The organism is Burkholderia sp. MSMB1078WGS, assembly GCF_001528895.1.
In the GTDB taxonomy this organism is placed as follows: Bacteria; Pseudomonadota; Gammaproteobacteria; order Burkholderiales; family Burkholderiaceae; genus Burkholderia.
On record NZ_LPDI01000005.1, the window covers coordinates 31,273 to 47,620 of the forward strand.

11 protein-coding genes are annotated in these 16,348 nt (G+C 64.8%); 5 read left to right on the forward strand and 6 right to left on the reverse strand.

Translation table 11 applies throughout. From position 1 onward, the window contains the following. Positions 1-206: 206 nt before the first annotated feature. From WT24_RS01335 to WT24_RS01350, 4 genes are all read left to right on the forward strand, one after another. Positions 207-1,811 (forward strand): collagen-like triple helix repeat-containing protein, encoded by a 1,605-nt coding sequence (locus WT24_RS01335; protein WP_060030623.1) that lies wholly within the window; start codon positions 207-209, stop codon positions 1,809-1,811. 40 nt (positions 1,812-1,851) lie between these two features. Then, a complete protein-coding gene (locus WT24_RS01340) occupies positions 1,852-3,201 on the forward strand; it encodes a collagen-like triple helix repeat-containing protein (RefSeq protein ID WP_059499043.1) in 1,350 nt (449 codons plus the stop codon). Between the two features lie 144 nt (positions 3,202-3,345). After that, positions 3,346-5,031 carry a ShlB/FhaC/HecB family hemolysin secretion/activation protein gene (locus tag WT24_RS01345; RefSeq protein ID WP_059499044.1) on the forward strand — a complete coding sequence of 562 codons (1,686 nt, stop codon included), beginning with the start codon at positions 3,346-3,348 and terminating at the stop codon, positions 5,029-5,031. A gap of 173 nt (positions 5,032-5,204) precedes the next feature. Further along, the gene (locus WT24_RS01350) at positions 5,205-5,666 is read left to right on the forward strand and encodes a DUF2147 domain-containing protein (protein WP_060030626.1); all 462 of its coding nucleotides are present in this window, start codon (positions 5,205-5,207) and stop codon (positions 5,664-5,666) included. A 102-nt stretch (positions 5,667-5,768) separates the two neighbouring features. On the opposite strand, the gene WT24_RS01355 is transcribed toward WT24_RS01350, so the two are convergent. The 6 genes from WT24_RS01355 to typA form a co-directional block, all read right to left on the reverse strand. Beyond that, positions 5,769-6,179, reverse strand: coding sequence for a transposase (locus WT24_RS01355; protein ID WP_034207126.1), 411 nt, complete (start codon positions 6,177-6,179; stop codon positions 5,769-5,771). A gap of 149 nt (positions 6,180-6,328) precedes the next feature. Beyond that, positions 6,329-7,426 (reverse strand): cell division protein ZapE, encoded by a 1,098-nt coding sequence (gene zapE, locus WT24_RS01360; protein WP_059499047.1) that lies wholly within the window; start codon positions 7,424-7,426, stop codon positions 6,329-6,331. Between the two features lie 98 nt (positions 7,427-7,524). Continuing rightward, a complete protein-coding gene (gene lpdA / locus WT24_RS01365) occupies positions 7,525-8,955 on the reverse strand; it encodes a dihydrolipoyl dehydrogenase (RefSeq protein ID WP_059499048.1) in 1,431 nt (476 codons plus the stop codon). 80 nt (positions 8,956-9,035) lie between these two features. Next, complete coding sequence (odhB, locus tag WT24_RS01370; RefSeq protein ID WP_059785457.1) at positions 9,036-10,313, reverse strand: 2-oxoglutarate dehydrogenase complex dihydrolipoyllysine-residue succinyltransferase; 1,278 nt, start codon at positions 10,311-10,313, stop codon at positions 9,036-9,038. 136 nt (positions 10,314-10,449) lie between these two features. Then, positions 10,450-13,314 carry a 2-oxoglutarate dehydrogenase E1 component gene (locus WT24_RS01375; protein WP_059499050.1) on the reverse strand — a complete coding sequence of 955 codons (2,865 nt, stop codon included), beginning with the start codon at positions 13,312-13,314 and terminating at the stop codon, positions 10,450-10,452. 315 nt (positions 13,315-13,629) lie between these two features. Next, complete coding sequence (gene typA, locus WT24_RS01380; RefSeq protein WP_059499051.1) at positions 13,630-15,456, reverse strand: translational GTPase TypA; 1,827 nt, start codon at positions 15,454-15,456, stop codon at positions 13,630-13,632. Positions 15,457-15,785: 329 nt separating this feature from the next. Between typA and WT24_RS01385 the strand changes: the two genes are divergently transcribed. Further along, positions 15,786-16,277, forward strand: coding sequence for a MarR family winged helix-turn-helix transcriptional regulator (locus WT24_RS01385; protein ID WP_059499052.1), 492 nt, complete (start codon positions 15,786-15,788; stop codon positions 16,275-16,277). Positions 16,278-16,348: the final 71 nt, after the last annotated feature.

The following is a 16,348-nucleotide window of genomic DNA, read 5'->3' on the forward strand; positions in this document are numbered from 1 at the left end:
AACGGCCGAAACCGTTCTCATTCACCCGCACTTAAACAGATTCAACAATCTTTCGATTCCCCTAATTTCCTTCTCCGACAAGGAATTGCCTCGTTTAAAACCCGCTGCCGCCCCATCGGGTATCGAAATGGCACGACAGTTGCAGAGTAGTCCTCGCACCACTCAACACAATGCAGCTCACAACACATTTTTAATGCGAGGAAGAAATGGACATTAAGGTTATCCCTCATGGCGTGTTCCGGACGACTCTGATCGCGGCCACCGTTGCAGCCATGCTTTCCCTCTCCGCGTGCGGCGGCTCCGGCTCCATCAGCCAGGGTCTCGGCGGCGGCGGCTCCAGCTCGGGCGGCGGTGACACGATCTCCACGTCGGGCGGCAACGGCTCGAGCGGCACCTCGGGTACGAGCGGCACCTCCGGCACGAGCGGGTCCTCGGGCACGAGCGGCACCTCCGGCACCAGCGGAACCTCGGGCACGAGCGGCACCTCCGGTACCAGCGGAACCTCGGGCACGAGCGGTACGTCCGGCACCTCCGGTGTGTCGGCGAACCCGGTGGGAAATGTCCTCGCAAGCGGCAGCAACATCATCACGAATGCCGGCAGCACCGTCTCCGGTCTCGGCTCCGTCATCGGCAGCCAGACGCTGCCGGGCGTCAATCCGGCCACCACGCAAGCCGCGGGCGGCATCGTGCAAAGCGTAGGCGGCGCGGTCACCGCGCTGGGCAACGGCCTCGGCAGCGGGCTCGGCCAACTCGGCGCGACGAAGGATCCGGTCGGCACCACGGTCGCCAGCACGGGCGGCGTGGTCAATCAGCTCGGCGGCGCAGTCACGCAAACGGGCAACCTCGTCACGAGCCTCGGCAGCGGCCCGCTGTCGCCGCTCGCGCCGGTCACGGGCGCGGTCGGCGGCCTTGTATCGACGCTCGGCGGCGCCGTATCGAACGGCGGCACCACGCTCACCAACGCACTGTCGACGGGTCCGATTCAGCAGGTCACGCAAACGGTCAGCTCAGCCATCACGCCGATCACGACGATGGTCGGCCAGACGACCCAGACGATCGGCACGGCAACCGGCCTCGGCGCGCCGGTCAACACGCTGCTCGGCACGGTCGGCAACGGGCTGAACCAGGCCGGCGCCCTGCTCGCATCGACGGGCGGCAACCCGGTCACCACCGGCCTCGGCAACACCGTCTCGTCGACGGGCAACACCGTGAAGGCCGTCGGCGGCCTGCTCACGGGCGGCACCGGCGGCGTGACCAACCCGCTCGCACCGCTCACCGGTCTCGTCTCGACGGTCACCGGCACACTCGGCGGCGCAACGGGTGGCGGCAGCGGCCCGCTCGCACCGGTCACCGGCCTCGTCTCGACGGTCACCGGCGCACTCGGCGGCGCAGCGGGCGGCAGCGGCGGCCCGCTCGCACCGGTCACCGGCCTCGTCTCGACGGTCACCGGCGCGCTCGGCGGCGCAGCAGGCGCCAGCGGCGGCCCGCTCGCACCGGTCACGGGCCTCGTCTCGACGGTCACCGGCGCGCTCGGTGGCGCAACGGGCGGTACCAGCGGCGGCCCGCTCGCACCGGTCACCGGTCTGCTCGGCGCAGTCACGGGCGCACTCGGCGGCGCGACGGGTGGCGCAGGCGGCAGCAGCCCGCTCGCCCCGGTGACGAATGCCGTCTCCACGGTCACGAGCACGGTCGGCGTACCGGCACTGAGCGGCGGCACGGGTGCCGTCACGAACTCGGGCTCGTCGTCGAATCTGCTTGCACCCGTCACGTCGCTGATCGGCGGCCTGCTCGGCGGCACGCACGGCAAGTAATCCGACACCCATTCATCGAAAAGACAGCGAGGAGTCCATCATGTCCCAGCAACGTTCCATCACGACGGTCGCCCTGCGCCACTGGCGCGTGCCCCTCACCGCCTTCGCCGCAGCGTGCCTGCTGGCCGCCTGCGGCGGTGGCGGCGTCAGCTCGCCGCCGACCAGCAGCAACGACAACAACAACCCGAGCACGAGCGGCACGCCCGGCACGAGCGGCACCAGCGGCTCGCCGACCGGCACCAAGGGCGTCATCAGCACGGTCGGCCAGACGGCTACCGACCTCGGCAGCACGGTCGGCAACATCAGCCTGCCGGGCCTCGGCGACGGTGTGACGAAGGGCGTCGGCAGCACGCTGTCCAGCACCGGCACGATCGTCGGCGCGGCCGCCGATGCGGTGAGCAACGGGCTGGGGCAGATCGGCTCGACGAAGGACCCGGTCGGCACCACGGTTGCCGGTCTCGGCAACGTCGTCGGCGCGACCAGCAACACGGTGTCCGGCCTGAGCTCGACGGTCAAGGCGCTGGGCACCGGCCCGCTGGCACCGCTCGCGCCGGTCACGACGCCGGTCGGCACCGTGCTCGATACGGTTGCCAACGGCCTGACGGCCGCCGGCACGACGATCGGCTCGACGCTGTCGTCGGGCGCCGTCCAGCAGGTCACGCAACCGATCAGCTCGGCGATCACGCCGCTCGTGATCACCGCCGGCCAGGTCACGCAGCAGGTCGGCACGACGACCGGCCTCGGCCAACCCGTCTCGGGCCTGCTCGGCCAGATCGGCGGCGCAATCAGCTCGGCCGGCAAACAGGTCGGCGGCACGTCGAGCCAGCCGCTCGTCGGCGACGTCGGCCAGCTCGTGACCGCGGTCGGCAATACCGTGACCAACGCGGGCGGCCTCGTCAATCCGAACGGCCCGAACGGCGCAGCACCGATCCCCGGCCTGATCACGAGCCTCGTCGGCGGCTCGACGGCAACCGTCCAGAACGGCTCGTCGTCGGGTTCCGGTTCGACGAACCCGCTCGGCGGCCTGCTGTCGGGTCTCGGCTCGACGCCGCTCGGCTCGCTCACGGGTGCGCTCGGCGGTGCAACGGGCGGCTCGGGCAGCGGCCCGCTCGCGCCCGTCACGAATCTCGTGTCGACGGTCACCGGCACGCTCGGCGGCGCAACGGGTGGCGCAGGCGGTGCAAACCCTCTCGCGCCCGTCACCGGTTTGCTGAATACTGTCACCGGAGCGGTTGGCGGTGCAGCAGGGTCCGGGGGCTCGAGCCCGCTCGCGCCGGTCACGTCGCTGGTCGGCAGCGTGTCGGGTACGGCGTCGTCGGGCAGCGGTTCGACGGGCCTGCTGGCACCGGTCACGGGGTTGCTGGGTACGTTGGGTAGCGTTGGCAAGTAAGGAGGACGGTCGCGTCATCGCAGCCGGAGCGAATGACGCGGCCGTACAAACACAACCGGCATTGCGGCACGCGGCGCGCGACACCCTGGTGTCGTGCGCCGGCATTACCAAGAAGACGAAAAGCAAGGCCTACGAGGAAGAACAATGAAATCCAGACTCGACAGATGGATGATGCTGCTCGCCATCGCGGCAGCAGGCACGGCACAGGCACAAACGCGCGTCGGCGGCAATCCGCTCGACTCCCTTCCCCAGATCAACGCACCGAAGACGGGCCCGAACGTCACCGTTCAGGTCGCACCGCAGGCGCCGCAATTGCAGGAGTTGCTGTCGCGACACCTGACGCCGACGACGTTCCAGGTCGAAGGCGTGAAGTCGGTGCCGTTCGAGGAAATCACGCGCCGCTTCACACCGCTGGTCGGCAAGGACATCACGATCGGCGAGCTGATCGAAACCGCCAACGGCGTGACGAAGCTGTACCAGGAACGCGGCTACGCGCTGTCGTTCGCGTTCGTTCCCGCTCAGACGTTCGAGAACGGTGTCGTGCGCATCACGGTGGTCGAAGGCTACGTGGCGGACGTCAAGGTCACCGGCAAACCCGGCGCGATGGAACCGAAGATTCGCGCGATCGCCGCGCACATCACGGCAGACCGACCGCTGCGCCGCGCGACGTTCGAGCGCTACGTGAACACGTTCGGCCTGCTGCCCGGCCTTACGGTGAAAGCGAATGTCCCGCCGCCGCAAACCACCGACGGCGCGACGACGCTCGAACTTGCGGTGGATCGCAAGCCGTTCAACGTCAGCACGGGTATCGACTTCAACCACCCGGGCGTCCAGGGCCTCATCACCGCAACCGAAAACGGCCTGACGCGGTTCGGCGAGCAACTGAGCATCTCGGCGCTCGCGCCGCCGGGACGCGACAAGCAGACCTACTTCGCGTTCAGCGGCGCGGTGCCCGTCGGCAGCAGCGGCCTGATCACGCGCCTCGATGCCAGCACGTATCGCGGCAAACCGACCGATAACCCGGGGTTGCCATCGACCGTCGAGCGCACCGTCAAGAACGAGAAACTCGGTCTTTCGGCATCCTATCCGATACTGTTGAACAACCAGCGCAGCCTGCTCGGTACCGTGTCGGGCTATGCGTCGCACAACGAAGACCGCTATCAGAGCAAGCTCAACGGCAACAGTATCGACACGCGCTCGCAGGTCCGCGTGCTGCAAATGCAGCTCGACTACACGAGTGTCCAGCCGAAACAGGTACAGAAGCTGAGCGTCAACGTTGCAAAGGGCTTCAACATCCTCGGCGCGTCGAAAGCGCAAGACATCACCGTCGGCACGGCGACGACCTCGATAGACAGCCCGATCTCGCTGACCTTCGTCCGCACCGGCGCAACGTTCACGCAGACGAACGAATGGCCGTTCCGGATCGGCACGTCGGTTTCGCTGACCGGGCAATACAGTCCCGACTCGCTGCCGACATCCGAACAGATCTCGTTCGGCTCGACCCGTTACGCGCTCGGCTACCAGCCGGGCGAAACGTCGGGCGACTCGGGCTGGGGGATGTCGCTCGAAGTCAACCGCGGTTTCACACCGGGCTGGACGTATCTGAAATCGATCACGCCGTACATCGCGTACGACATGGCGCGCGTGTATCTGCACTCGGGCACGCCATCGCCGAACCGCATGTCGTCGGTCGGCATCGGCGTGCGGCTCACGGACAGCCGCTACTACAGTCTCGACCTGAACGTCGCCAAACCGGTGGGCGACGCACCGGTCGAAAGCGCGTCACGCAGCCCGCGCATCAACGCCGCGTTCTCGTATCAGCTCAACTGATCGGTCACCAAAGCCGCCTCACAGCCCGCGTCACGCGGGCTGTTTCGATTAGAGTCCCCTCTATCAAACGTGGCGCACGGTTTCACGTATTCTGGCGAGGCTCGCAACAGGCCCGCCCCATGTAGACGGTCGTGCGGCAAATCGAACAGACATGCAAAACAAGGAGGATGACAATGATTCAACTGACCCGCCCGTTGCGTGCGATCGCCATTGCCGGCGCCCTGCTCGCGTGTGCAGCTCCCACGTTCGCGCAAGCCGACAGCCCCGTCGGCATGTGGCAGACGATCGACGACAACACCCATCAACCGAAGGCACTCGTGCAGATCGCCGAGGACGGCGACGGCTCGCTGACGGGCAAGGTCGTCAAGGGCCTCGGTGCGAACGATACGCCCGATCGCCGCTGCACCGCGTGCACGGACGAGCGCAAAGACCAGTTCATCAAGGGCATGACGATCATCAAGGCGATGAAGAAGGACGGCGACCACTGGGACGGCGGCAACATTCTCGACCCGGAGAACGGCAAGGTCTACAAGTGCAAGATGACGCTTGAAGACGGCGGCCAGAAGCTCGTGGTGCGCGGGTACATCGGCGTGTCGCTGCTGGGCCGGTCGCAGACGTGGGTGCGCCAGCAATAACGCAGCACGCGCCGAAACGGGCGGCTCAATAAAAAAATCGGCCTGCGACGACGTCGTCAGGCCGATTTCCTTTGGGGCGTGCGCAACGAAAACCGAGGGACTTCACGCCGCGTGCTTCATCGCATCCGATGCATAGCTACCCGGTGCACGATACGCGGGCGCCGCGTTGCTACGCGCCTCTGCCGCCTTCGATTGCGTATGCTTGCGCATCCGCGCGGACAGTTCGTTGCACAGATTCATGCCGGCGTCGCCGTAAAGCTCACGCATCACGTTCATCAGCGTGCCCGTTTCGTGCCACACCTTGAAGCGGCGATGGCATGTCTGATACGACGGGTAACGGCGCGGCATGGCCGACCATGTTGCGCCACTGTAGATCACCCAAAGCACACCGTTCAGCACGGCCCGCGTATTGGCTAACGGCCGGCCGCGCAATTCGGTGCGCGGCTGCATTTCGGGCAGAAGCGGCGCGACGCAGCGCCATTCGTGGTCGGTCAAATCGCGATACGGTGTCATGGACATCTCCAGCCTTAATAACCATGACACCACAATATCGGCTCACCTCAACGATGAATATAAGACAAATCCGAAAATACCCGAAGATTGCCTGAATCTAACCGAAATTGACGTTTAAATTACGCCGGTTGCGAGCACCCGCCATCCGCTCAGGTCAACGACGTATCGACGATGCGACGCGGCGTTTCGAGATACTCCTTCGACTGCATCTCGACGATGCGCGAGACCGTCCGCGCGAATTCGTTGGCCATCGGGCCTTCGACGTACAACGCTTCGGCCGGCACCGCCGCGGACATCAGCAGCTTGACCTTGTGATCGTAGAGCACGTCGATGAGCCATGTGAAGCGGCGCGCTTCGGACGCCATCCGCGGCGACATCTGCGGCACCTCGGACAGCACGATCGCATGAAAACGGCTCGCCAGTTCGAGGTAGTCGTTCTGCGAACGCGGGCCGCCGCACAGCGTCGCGAAATCGAACCACACGACGCCGTCCGCCTTGCGCAGCGCCTTCAGTTCGCGCTTCTCGATATGCAGGATCGGGCTCTCGTCGGGCACGGCCGCCAGCTTGCCGAATGCATGGCGCAGCTCGCGATCGGCTTCCGCGCCGAGCGGCGTGTGATACATCTTCACCTGCGCGAGCGTGCGCTGGCGATAGTCGACCCCTGCGTCGACGTTGAGCACGTCGAGCTTTTCCTTGATCAGCGCGATCGCCGGCAGCATGCGGTCGCGATGCAGGCCGTCCGGATACAGGTCGTCGGGATCGTAATTGGACGTCATCACGAACTGCACGCCGTTGTTGAACAGGCGATCGAGCAAGCGATACAGGATCATCGCGTCGGCGATGTCCGACACGTGGAACTCGTCGAAGCAGATCAGCCGGTAACGCTTCGCGATGCGTCGCGCGAGTTCGTCGAGCGGATCGGCCTGCCCTTTCAGTTCCTCGAGCTCGCGGTGCACTTCGCGCATGAATTCGTGGAAATGCAGGCGCGTCTTGCGCTGCACGGGTACGACTGCGTAGAAGCTGTCCATCAGGAAGCTCTTGCCGCGACCGACACCGCCCCACATGTAGACGCCGCGCGGGAGATCCGGGTGATTGATGAGCTTCTTGAAAGCGTTCGAGCGGCGCGCCTTGTAGTCGACCCATTCGTCGAAACAGCGCTGCAGGCGATCGACGGCCGCGCGCTGAGCGGGATCGGACTGATAGCCGCGCGTGGTCAGTTCGCGCGTGTAGTATTCGGTGACGTTCATCGGGCAAACCGGAAAGAACGAAGGCGAGCGGGAAACCCCGCCCGCCTTCGTCATGAGACGGCTGCGCCGGCCGACGGCCGGCAGGCGCTACACCGTGCTCAGCTGTTCAGCGAGCGCTTGTCGACCGCGAGCGCCGCTTCGCGCATCACTTCCGACATCGACGGGTGCGGATGGCAGATGCGGGCGATGTCTTCCGACGCCGCCTTGAACTCCATCGCCACCACGGCCTCCGCGATCAGGTCCGACGCGTTCGCGGCGATCACGTGCACGCCGAGCAGTTCGTCGGTCTTCGCGTCCGCGATCATCTTCACGAAACCGTCCGGCGCATTCATGCCGAGCGCGCGGCCGTTGATCGAGAACGGGAACTTGCCCGTCTTGATCTCGCGGCCTTCGGCCTTCAGCTGCTGCTCCGTCTTGCCGACCCATGCGATTTCCGGGTACGTGTAGATCACCCAAGGAATGCAGTTGTAGTCGATGTGCGGCTTCTGCCCGTCGATCACTTCCGCAACCAGCACGCCTTCGTCTTCCGCCTTGTGCGCGAGCATCGGGCCGCGCACCACGTCGCCGATCGCGTACACGTTCGGCACTGCGGTGCGGCAGTGGTCGTCCACGTCGATGAAGCCGCGCTCGTTCGCCTTCAGGCCGATGGCCTCGAGGCCGAGGTTGTCGGTGTTCGGCACGCGGCCGACCGACACGATCAGGCGGTCGGCGTCGAGCGTCTGCGCGTTGCCGTCCTTGTCCGTGTAAGCGATCGACACGCCGTTCGCGGTCGTCTTCACGTCGCCGATCTTCACGCCGAGATGGATGTCGAGGCCCTGCTTCTTGAACAGCTTCGCCGCTTCCTTCGCAAGCGCTTCGTCGGCTGCGCCGAGGAATGCCGGCAGCGCTTCGAGCACCGTCACGTCGGCGCCGAGGCGGCGCCACACCGAGCCGAGCTCGAGGCCGATCACGCCCGCGCCGATCACGGCGAGCTTCTTCGGCACCGAATCGAACGTCAGCGCACCCTCGTTGTCCGACACGATCTTGTTGTCGACCGGGATGTTCGGCAAGTGACGCGCCTTCGAACCCGTCGCGATGATCACGTTCTTCGCGGTGACGACTTCGGTTTCACCCTCGCCGCTCACTTCGATCTGCACGCCGGCATCGGTCTTGCCGGTGAACTTGCCATGGCCCTTCAGCCAGGTGATCTTGTTCTTCTTGAACAGGAACTCGATCCCGCTCGTCATCTTCTCGACGATCGCGTCTTTGCGGCCGAGCATCTTCGCGACGTCGATCTTCACGCCGTCGACCGTGATGCCGTGGTCGGCCAGGTGATGCGACGTGTTCTCGAACTCTTCCGACGACGCGAGCAGCGCCTTCGACGGGATGCAGCCGACGTTCAGGCAGGTGCCGCCGAGCTTCAGCGCGCCGGCCGGGTTCTTCCACTTCTCGATACAGGCAACGGTCTTGCCGAGCTGCGCAGCGCGAATCGCGGCAATGTAGCCGCCGGGGCCGGCGCCGATCACGACGACGTCAAATTCCTTGGACATGACAATCCTTTCTACTTGTACGCCCGCAGGTTCACGCGTGCGCGCGAACCTGCGAACGGGTCGATGCAGTGAGACTCGGCTTACAGGTCGAGCAGCAGGCGTGCCGGATCTTCCAGCGCATCCTTCATCGCGACGAGCGACAGCACGGCTTCGCGGCCGTCGATGATGCGGTGGTCGTACGACAGCGCCAGGTAGTTGATCGGGCGGATCACGATCTGGCCGTTTTCGACGACCGGGCGCTCCTTCGTCGCGTGCACGCCGAGAATGGCCGACTGCGGCGGGTTGATGATCGGGGTCGACAGCATCGAACCGAACACGCCGCCGTTCGAGATCGAGAACGTACCGCCCGTCATTTCCTCGATCGACAGCTTGCCGTCCTTCGCCTTCTGGCCGAATTCGGCAATCTTCTTCTCGATTTCGGCGAGGCTCAGCTGATCCGCGTTGCGCAGGATCGGCACGACCAGGCCGCGCGGCGAACCGACCGCGATACCGATGTCGAAGTAGCCGTGGTAGACGATGTCGTTACCGTCGATCGACGCGTTCACGAGCGGGAACTTCTTCAGCGCATGGACGGCCGCCTTCACGAAGAACGACATGAAGCCGAGCTTCACGCCGTGTTCCTTCTCGAACTTGTCCTTGTACTTGTTGCGCAGTTCCATGACCGGAGCCATGTTCACTTCGTTGAACGTCGTCAGGATCGCGTTGGTCTGCTGCGATTCGAGCAGGCGCTCGGCGATACGCGCGCGCAGGCGCGACATCGGCACGCGCTGCTCCGGACGGTCGTTCAGCCACGTCGCCGCCGACGCCGGCACCTTCACTTCCGGCAGCGCCGGCTTCGCAGCGGCGGTCTTCGCCGGCGCGGCGGCCGGAGCGGCCTTCGGTGCGCTGCCTGCGGCCAGCGCGTCGCCCTTCGTGACGCGGCCGTCGCGGCCCGAACCTGCGACGTCGCCCGTCGACAGGCCCTTCTCGGCCAGCAGCTTCGCTGCGGCCGGCGATGCGGCGGCCGAGCTCGATGCGGTCGCGGCGGCCGGCTGTGCGGCCGGTGCGGCTGCAGCAGGCGCTGCCGCCGGCTTGACTTCGGCGGCGCCTGCAGCTGCTTCGGCAGCACCTGCCTTCGCTTCGGTGTCGATCGTCGCGATCACCTGATCGGCGACCACCGTGTCGCCGTCGTTCTGCAGCACTTGCGCGAGCACGCCCGCGGCCGGCGCCGGCACTTCGAGGACGACCTTGTCGGTCTCGAGTTCGATCAGGATTTCGTCCTGCGCGACTGCTTCGCCCGGCTTCTTCTTCCACTGCAGCATGGTGGCTTCCGACACCGACTCCGAAAGCTGGGGGACTTTGACTTCTACGATAGCCATGTGATTTTCCTGGATGCTTAATCTGGGGTATGACGAGGTTCGTGCGATTCCTTCGGCCGGTGCGGCGCGCGACGCGCCCGGCAGGCCAAAAGGAACGGGAAAGCGCCGCGCGCCTTCCCGTTTCGCTTGACGTCGATTATTTCGCGATCGATGCGCTCTTCAGGCGGCCGAATGCACCTTCGATCAGGGCCTTCTGCTGCTCGTAGTGCTTCGCGTAGTAGCCAACCGCCGGCGAGGCCGAAGCCGGACGGCCGCTGTATGCCAGCTTCTGCCCTTCCTTCATGCCTTCCTTCAGGTGGTGCTCGACGTAGAACCAGGGGCCCTGGTTCTGCGGCTCGTCCTGCACCCAGACCACTTCAGTCGCGTTCTCGTACTTCTTCATTTCGGCTTCGAACTGCTTGTGCGCGAACGGATACAGCTGCTCGATACGGATGATCGCGACGTCGTTCGCCTTCGCTTCGCGGCGATGCGCGACGAGGTCGTAATACACGCGGCCCGAGCACACCAGCACGCGCTTGACCTTCTTCGCGTCGATGCCGCCGTCGGTTTCGCCCAGTACCGGCTGGAACGAACCCTTCGCGAGTTCCGACAGGTCCGACACCGCTTCCTTGTGGCGCAGCAGCGACTTCGGCGTGGCGACGATCAGCGGCTTGCGGAACAGGCGGATCATCTGGCGACGCAGCAGGTGGAAGATCTGCGCCGGCGTCGTCGGCTGGACGACCTGCATGTTGTGGTCGGCACACAGTTGCAGGAAACGCTCGATACGCGTGGACGAGTGTTCCGGACCCTGGCCTTCGTAGCCGTGCGGCAGCAGCATCGTGAGACCCGACACGCGGCCCCACTTCACTTCGCCCGACGAGATGAACTGGTCGATCACGACCTGCGCGCCGTTGACGAAGTCGCCGAACTGCGCTTCCCACAGCACGAGCGTGTTCGGCTCGGCAGTCGAGTAACCGTATTCGAAGCCCAGCACCGCTTCTTCCGACAGCACCGAGTCGATCACCGTGAACTTCGCCTGACCTTCGGCGATGTTCTGCAGCGGCACGTACGTGCCGTCGTTCCAGCGCTCGCGGTTCTGGTCGTGCAGCACCGCGTGACGGTGCGTGAACGTGCCGCGACCCGAGTCCTGGCCCGTCAGGCGCACCGAGTAGCCCGATGCGACGAGCGACGCGAATGCGAGGTGTTCGCCCATGCCCCAGTCGAGCGGCTGGTCGCCGCGCGCCATGTTGCGGCGGTCGTTGATCACGCGCTCGACGAGCGGGTGAACCTTGAAGTTTTCCGGAACCGTCGTGATGCGTTCGCCCAGGCGCTTCAGTTCGGCGAGCGGCACGGCCGTGTCGGCTGCGTCCGTCCACTTGCGGTTCAGGAACGGCACCCAGTCGACCGCGTACTTGCTCTTGTAGTTCGACAGCACCGGATCGACGGTGTGGTGGCCGTCGTCCATCGCCTTGCGGTACGCCTTCACGTAGTTGTCGGCGTCTTCCGCGGTGATCACGCCCTGCTGCACGAGCTTCTCGGCATACAGCGCACGGGTGCCCGGGTGCTGCGCGATCTTCTTGTACATCAGCGGCTGCGTGACGGCCGGCGTGTCCTGCTCGTTGTGACCCAGCTTGCGGAAGCAGACGATGTCGATCACGACATCCTTGTGGAACTGCATCCGGTAGTCGATCGCGATCTGGATCGCGAGCACGACGGCTTCCGGATCGTCGCCGTTCACGTGCAGCACCGGCGCTTCGATCATCTTGACGACGTCGGTACAGTACAGCGTCGAGCGCGCGTCGCGCGGGTCGGACGTCGTGAAGCCGATCTGGTTGTTGATCACGATGTGCAGCGTGCCGTGCGTGCCGTAACCGCGCGTCTGCGCGAGGTTCAGCGTTTCCATCACGACGCCCTGGCCGGCGAACGCCGCGTCGCCGTGGATCTGCACCGGCAGCACTTGCAGGCCGTCTTCGTCGCCGCGACGGTCCATCCGCGCCTTCGCGGAACCTTCGACCACCGGGTTCACGATTTCGAGGTGCGACGGGTTGAACGCGAGCGACAGGTGGACCGGGCCACCTTCCGTCGACACGTCCGACGAGAAGCCCTTGTGGTATTTCACGTCGCCGGCCGGCAGGTCGTCGACGTGCTTGCCTTCGAATTCGGCGAACAGGTCGGCCGGCATCTTGCCCAGCGTGTTGACCAGCACGTTCAGGCGGCCGCGGTGAGCCATGCCGATGATGATTTCCTGCACGCCGCGCTTGCCCGCGTGCTGGACGACTTCGTCCATCGCCGCGATGAAGCTTTCGCCGCCTTCGAGCGAGAAGCGCTTCTGGCCGACGTACTTGGTGTGCAGGTAGCGCTCGAGGCCTTCGGCGGCCGTCAGGCGATTCAGAATGTGTTTCTTCTTGTCGGCCGAGAAGGCCGGCGTCGCGCGGGTCGATTCCAGGCGCTCCTGCCACCAGCGCTTCTGCTCAGGATCGCTGATGTACATGTACTCGGCGCCGATCGTGCCGCAGTACGTGTCGCGCAGGCCCTTGACGATGTCGCGCAGCGAAGCCTGGTCGAAACCGAAGTACAGGTTGCTTGCGCTGTACGTCTGGTCGAGGTCGCCTTCGGAGAAATCGTAGAACGCGGGTTCGAGCTCGGGAATGGCCGGACGCTCGCGACGCTTCAGCGGATCGAGGTTGGCCCATTGCGAGCCGAGGAAGCGATAGGCGCTGATGAGCGACTGGACGTGCACCTGCTTGCGTGCGGTCGCGAGATTGCTGGTGCTTTCGCGCGGAATGAAGGCATTGGCCTTCGCACGCTCGGCGAACGATTCGACGATCGGGAAGTGAGCGACGTCATTGGCATTCGAGCCGTCCGTCGCAGGCACGTTCTGCAGCGCGTCGAAATACTCTCGCCAGTTCTCCGGCACCGATGCCGGATTGTTGAGGTATGCATCGTACAGTTCTTCAACGTACGAAGCATTGCCGCCGAACAGATAGGAGTTCAGCTGAAACTGCTTCATTACATCTGACATTTTACGCTCACCTTTCTTCGAGCTTCTCGAGAAATAGCGGGTTACTCAACCTTCCGCGACACGGCCTGACCGTTTAGCGGATTGCGAATCAAGTCTTGCTTGGAAGGACCTAAAACTTGCGTGCGCGCAGCATATCACAGAACCGATACCGGAGTTCACGGCGCAATGCGCGCGAAAGCACCGCGCGGCGGGGTTTTGCCGGATTGCCGCGGCCTGCGGGAACAGTGTTTTGCAACCGGCCCGGTTGCCGGTCGCGCGAATGCAAAAAAGGCCGCCCGAAGGCGGCCTTTTCCGTGATGCGGGAACGATCGATGCTTAGTCGACCGCGCCTTCGCGGCTCGCGCGGCGACGCTCGTGCTCCTTCAGGAAGCGCTTGCGCAGGCGGATCGACTGCGGCGTCACTTCGACGAGTTCGTCGTCGTCGATGAATTCGACCGCGTACTCCAGCGACATCTGGACCGGCGGCACGAGACGCACGGCTTCGTCGGTACCCGACGCGCGCACGTTGGTCAACTGCTTGCCCTTGATCGGGTTCACGACGAGGTCGTTGTCGCGGCTATGGATGCCGATGATCATGCCCTCATACAGCGCGTCGCCCGGCTTCACGAACATGCGGCCGCGATCCTGCAGCTTCCACAGTGCGTACGCCACCGCGGCGCCATCGTCCTGCGAGATCAGCACGCCGTTGCGGCGCTCGAAGACCGAACCGTCCTTGACCGGTGCGTACGAGTCGAAGATGTGGCTCATCAGGCCCGTGCCGCGCGTGAGCGTCAGGAATTCGCTCTGGAAGCCGATCAGGCCACGCGCCGAGATCCTGTACTCCAGACGCGTGCGGCCGCGGCCGTCCGACGCCATGTCGAGCATCTCGCCCTTGCGGCGGCCCAGCTCTTCCATCACGCCGCCCTGGTGTTCGTCCTCGACGTCCACCGTCAACAGCTCGTACGGCTCGTGACGCACGCCGTCGATCTCCTGCATCACGACGCGCGGACGCGACACGGCCAGTTCGTAGCCTTCGCGGCGCATGTTCTCGACGAGAATCGTCAGATGCAGTTCGCCGCGACCCGACACTTCGAACACCGTTTCGTCGCCGGTATCCTTCACGCGCAGTGCGACGTTGTGGTTCAGTTCCTTCATCAGGCGGTCGCGGATCTGGCGGCTCGTCACGAACTTGCCTTCGCGGCCGGCGAGCGGCGACGAGTTGACGAGGAAGTTCATCGTCAGCGTCGGCTCGTCGACGGTGATCATCGGCAGCGCTTCCGGCGTGTCGACCGCGCAGATCGTCGCGCCGATGCCGACGTCTTCAATACCGTTGATCAGCACGATGTCGCCCGCCTCGGCCGACTCGACCTGCACGCGCTCCAGCCCCTTGAACGACAGCACCTGGTTGATCTTGCGGTTCAGCACGTCGCCTTCCGGGCCGAAACGCATCGCGACCGGCTGGCCCGGCTTGATGCGGCCGCGCGTGATGCGACCGACGCCGATCCGGCCGACGTACGTCGAATAGTCGAGCGACGTGATCTGGAGCTGCAGCGGCGCTTCCGGATCGGCCGGGCGAACCGGCACGTGCGCGAGGATCGCCTCGAACAGCGGGCGCATGTCGCCTTCGCGAGCAGCCGGGTCGAGCGACGCGTAGCCGTTCAGGCCCGATGCGTACACGATCGGGAAGTCGAGCTGCTCTTCGGTCGCGCCGAGCTTGTCGAACAGGTCGAAGGTCTGGTTGATGACCCAGTCGATCCGCGCGCCCGGACGATCGATCTTGTTGACGACGACGATCGGCTTCAGGCCGAGCGCGAGCGCCTTCTTCGTGACGAAGCGCGTTTGCGGCATCGGGCCTTCGACCGCATCGACGAGCAGCAGCACCGAGTCGACCATCGACAGCACGCGCTCGACTTCGCCGCCGAAGTCCGCGTGCCCCGGCGTGTCGACGATGTTGATGTGCGTGCCTTCGTATTCGACCGCGCAGTTCTTCGCGAGAATCGTGATCCCGCGCTCTTTTTCGATGTCGTTCGAGTCCATCACCCGCTCCGCAATCTGCTGGTTCTCGCGGAAGGTGCCGGACTGGCGGAGCAGTTGGTCGACGAGCGTGGTTTTGCCGTGGTCGACGTGGGCGATGATGGCGATATTGCGAAGGGCGCGGGTCATAGAAACCTGGAAATCGTTTGAACGCGCAAACGCGCGCGCTCGTTTTTCACGGGCGCGCGCGTTGCAGCTTGGAAAGCCTCAAATTATAGCACGTACGAGTGTCGAGAGCCGACCCGCGCATTGCAATGCAGCAAAACGGGCGGCTCCGCCCTCCTCTGCCGAACAGACGAACCCGCTTCCTCACCCTTGCCGGCCGGCCCCAAAAACCTTATCGAGATAAGGGATTCTCGCGATACACAGCGCGGGTTTTGCCGTTCGATTAACATTTGCCGCGGCAAGCAATTGTGCCTATACTGCTGCCTAGTCAACTATTGCAGCTTCAGGGTTTTATGTCGGATTCTCCTACTCCTCCGCCCGTTTCGCAGTTGTCTTCGTATCAGATGAACGACAGCGTCGGTTATCTGATGTCGCGCGTGAAGTCGGTGATGACCAACCTCGTCACGCAGCGCACGCAGGAAGAGCTCGGCATCACGGGCACACAGGCGAGCATGCTGTTCATGATCGCGGTCGGCAAGTGCTCGACGGCCGCCGAACTCGCGCGCGAATACGGAATCGACGCAAGCGCGGTCACGCGCTTGCTCGACCGGGTCGAGAAACGCGGCCTGCTGTCGCGCGTGCGCAGCATCGAGGACCGACGCGTCGTGCGCCTCGAGCTCACCGACGAAGGCCGGGCGCTGGCCGAACGGCTCCCGCCCATTTTTCGCAGCGTGCTCGACCAGGTGCTGGACGGGTTTACGCCGGAAGAAGTCGGGTTCCTGAAGAGCATGCTGCGCCGCATTCTCAGCAACTATTGCGAGACGGCCGGCGGTAGCATCACGTAATAGTTGCCATAACAATTACTTTTGACAGATTAATGTAAGGAAATCCTTGCAGTGTCCATCATTCATTCCGA

What these genes read in the sequence shown, in the direction of transcription:
- WT24_RS01345 (WP_059499044.1), top strand. Translation starts at nt 3,346, where the DNA reads ATGAAATCCAGACTCGACAGATGGATGATGCTGCTCGCCATCGCGGCA.
- zapE (WP_059499047.1), bottom strand. Translation starts at nt 7,426, where the DNA reads ATGAACGTCACCGAATACTACACGCGCGAACTGACCACGCGCGGCTAT.
- typA (WP_059499051.1), bottom strand. Translation starts at nt 15,456, where the DNA reads ATGACCCGCGCCCTTCGCAATATCGCCATCATCGCCCACGTCGACCAC.
- WT24_RS01375 (WP_059499050.1), bottom strand. Translation starts at nt 13,314, where the DNA reads ATGTCAGATGTAATGAAGCAGTTTCAGCTGAACTCCTATCTGTTCGGC.
- odhB (WP_059785457.1), bottom strand. Translation starts at nt 10,313, where the DNA reads ATGGCTATCGTAGAAGTCAAAGTCCCCCAGCTTTCGGAGTCGGTGTCG.
- WT24_RS01340 (WP_059499043.1), top strand. Translation starts at nt 1,852, where the DNA reads ATGTCCCAGCAACGTTCCATCACGACGGTCGCCCTGCGCCACTGGCGC.
- WT24_RS01335 (WP_060030623.1), top strand. Translation starts at nt 207, where the DNA reads ATGGACATTAAGGTTATCCCTCATGGCGTGTTCCGGACGACTCTGATC.
- WT24_RS01385 (WP_059499052.1), top strand. Translation starts at nt 15,786, where the DNA reads ATGTCGGATTCTCCTACTCCTCCGCCCGTTTCGCAGTTGTCTTCGTAT.
- lpdA (WP_059499048.1), bottom strand. Translation starts at nt 8,955, where the DNA reads ATGTCCAAGGAATTTGACGTCGTCGTGATCGGCGCCGGCCCCGGCGGC.
- WT24_RS01355 (WP_034207126.1), bottom strand. Translation starts at nt 6,179, where the DNA reads ATGACACCGTATCGCGATTTGACCGACCACGAATGGCGCTGCGTCGCG.
- WT24_RS01350 (WP_060030626.1), top strand. Translation starts at nt 5,205, where the DNA reads ATGATTCAACTGACCCGCCCGTTGCGTGCGATCGCCATTGCCGGCGCC.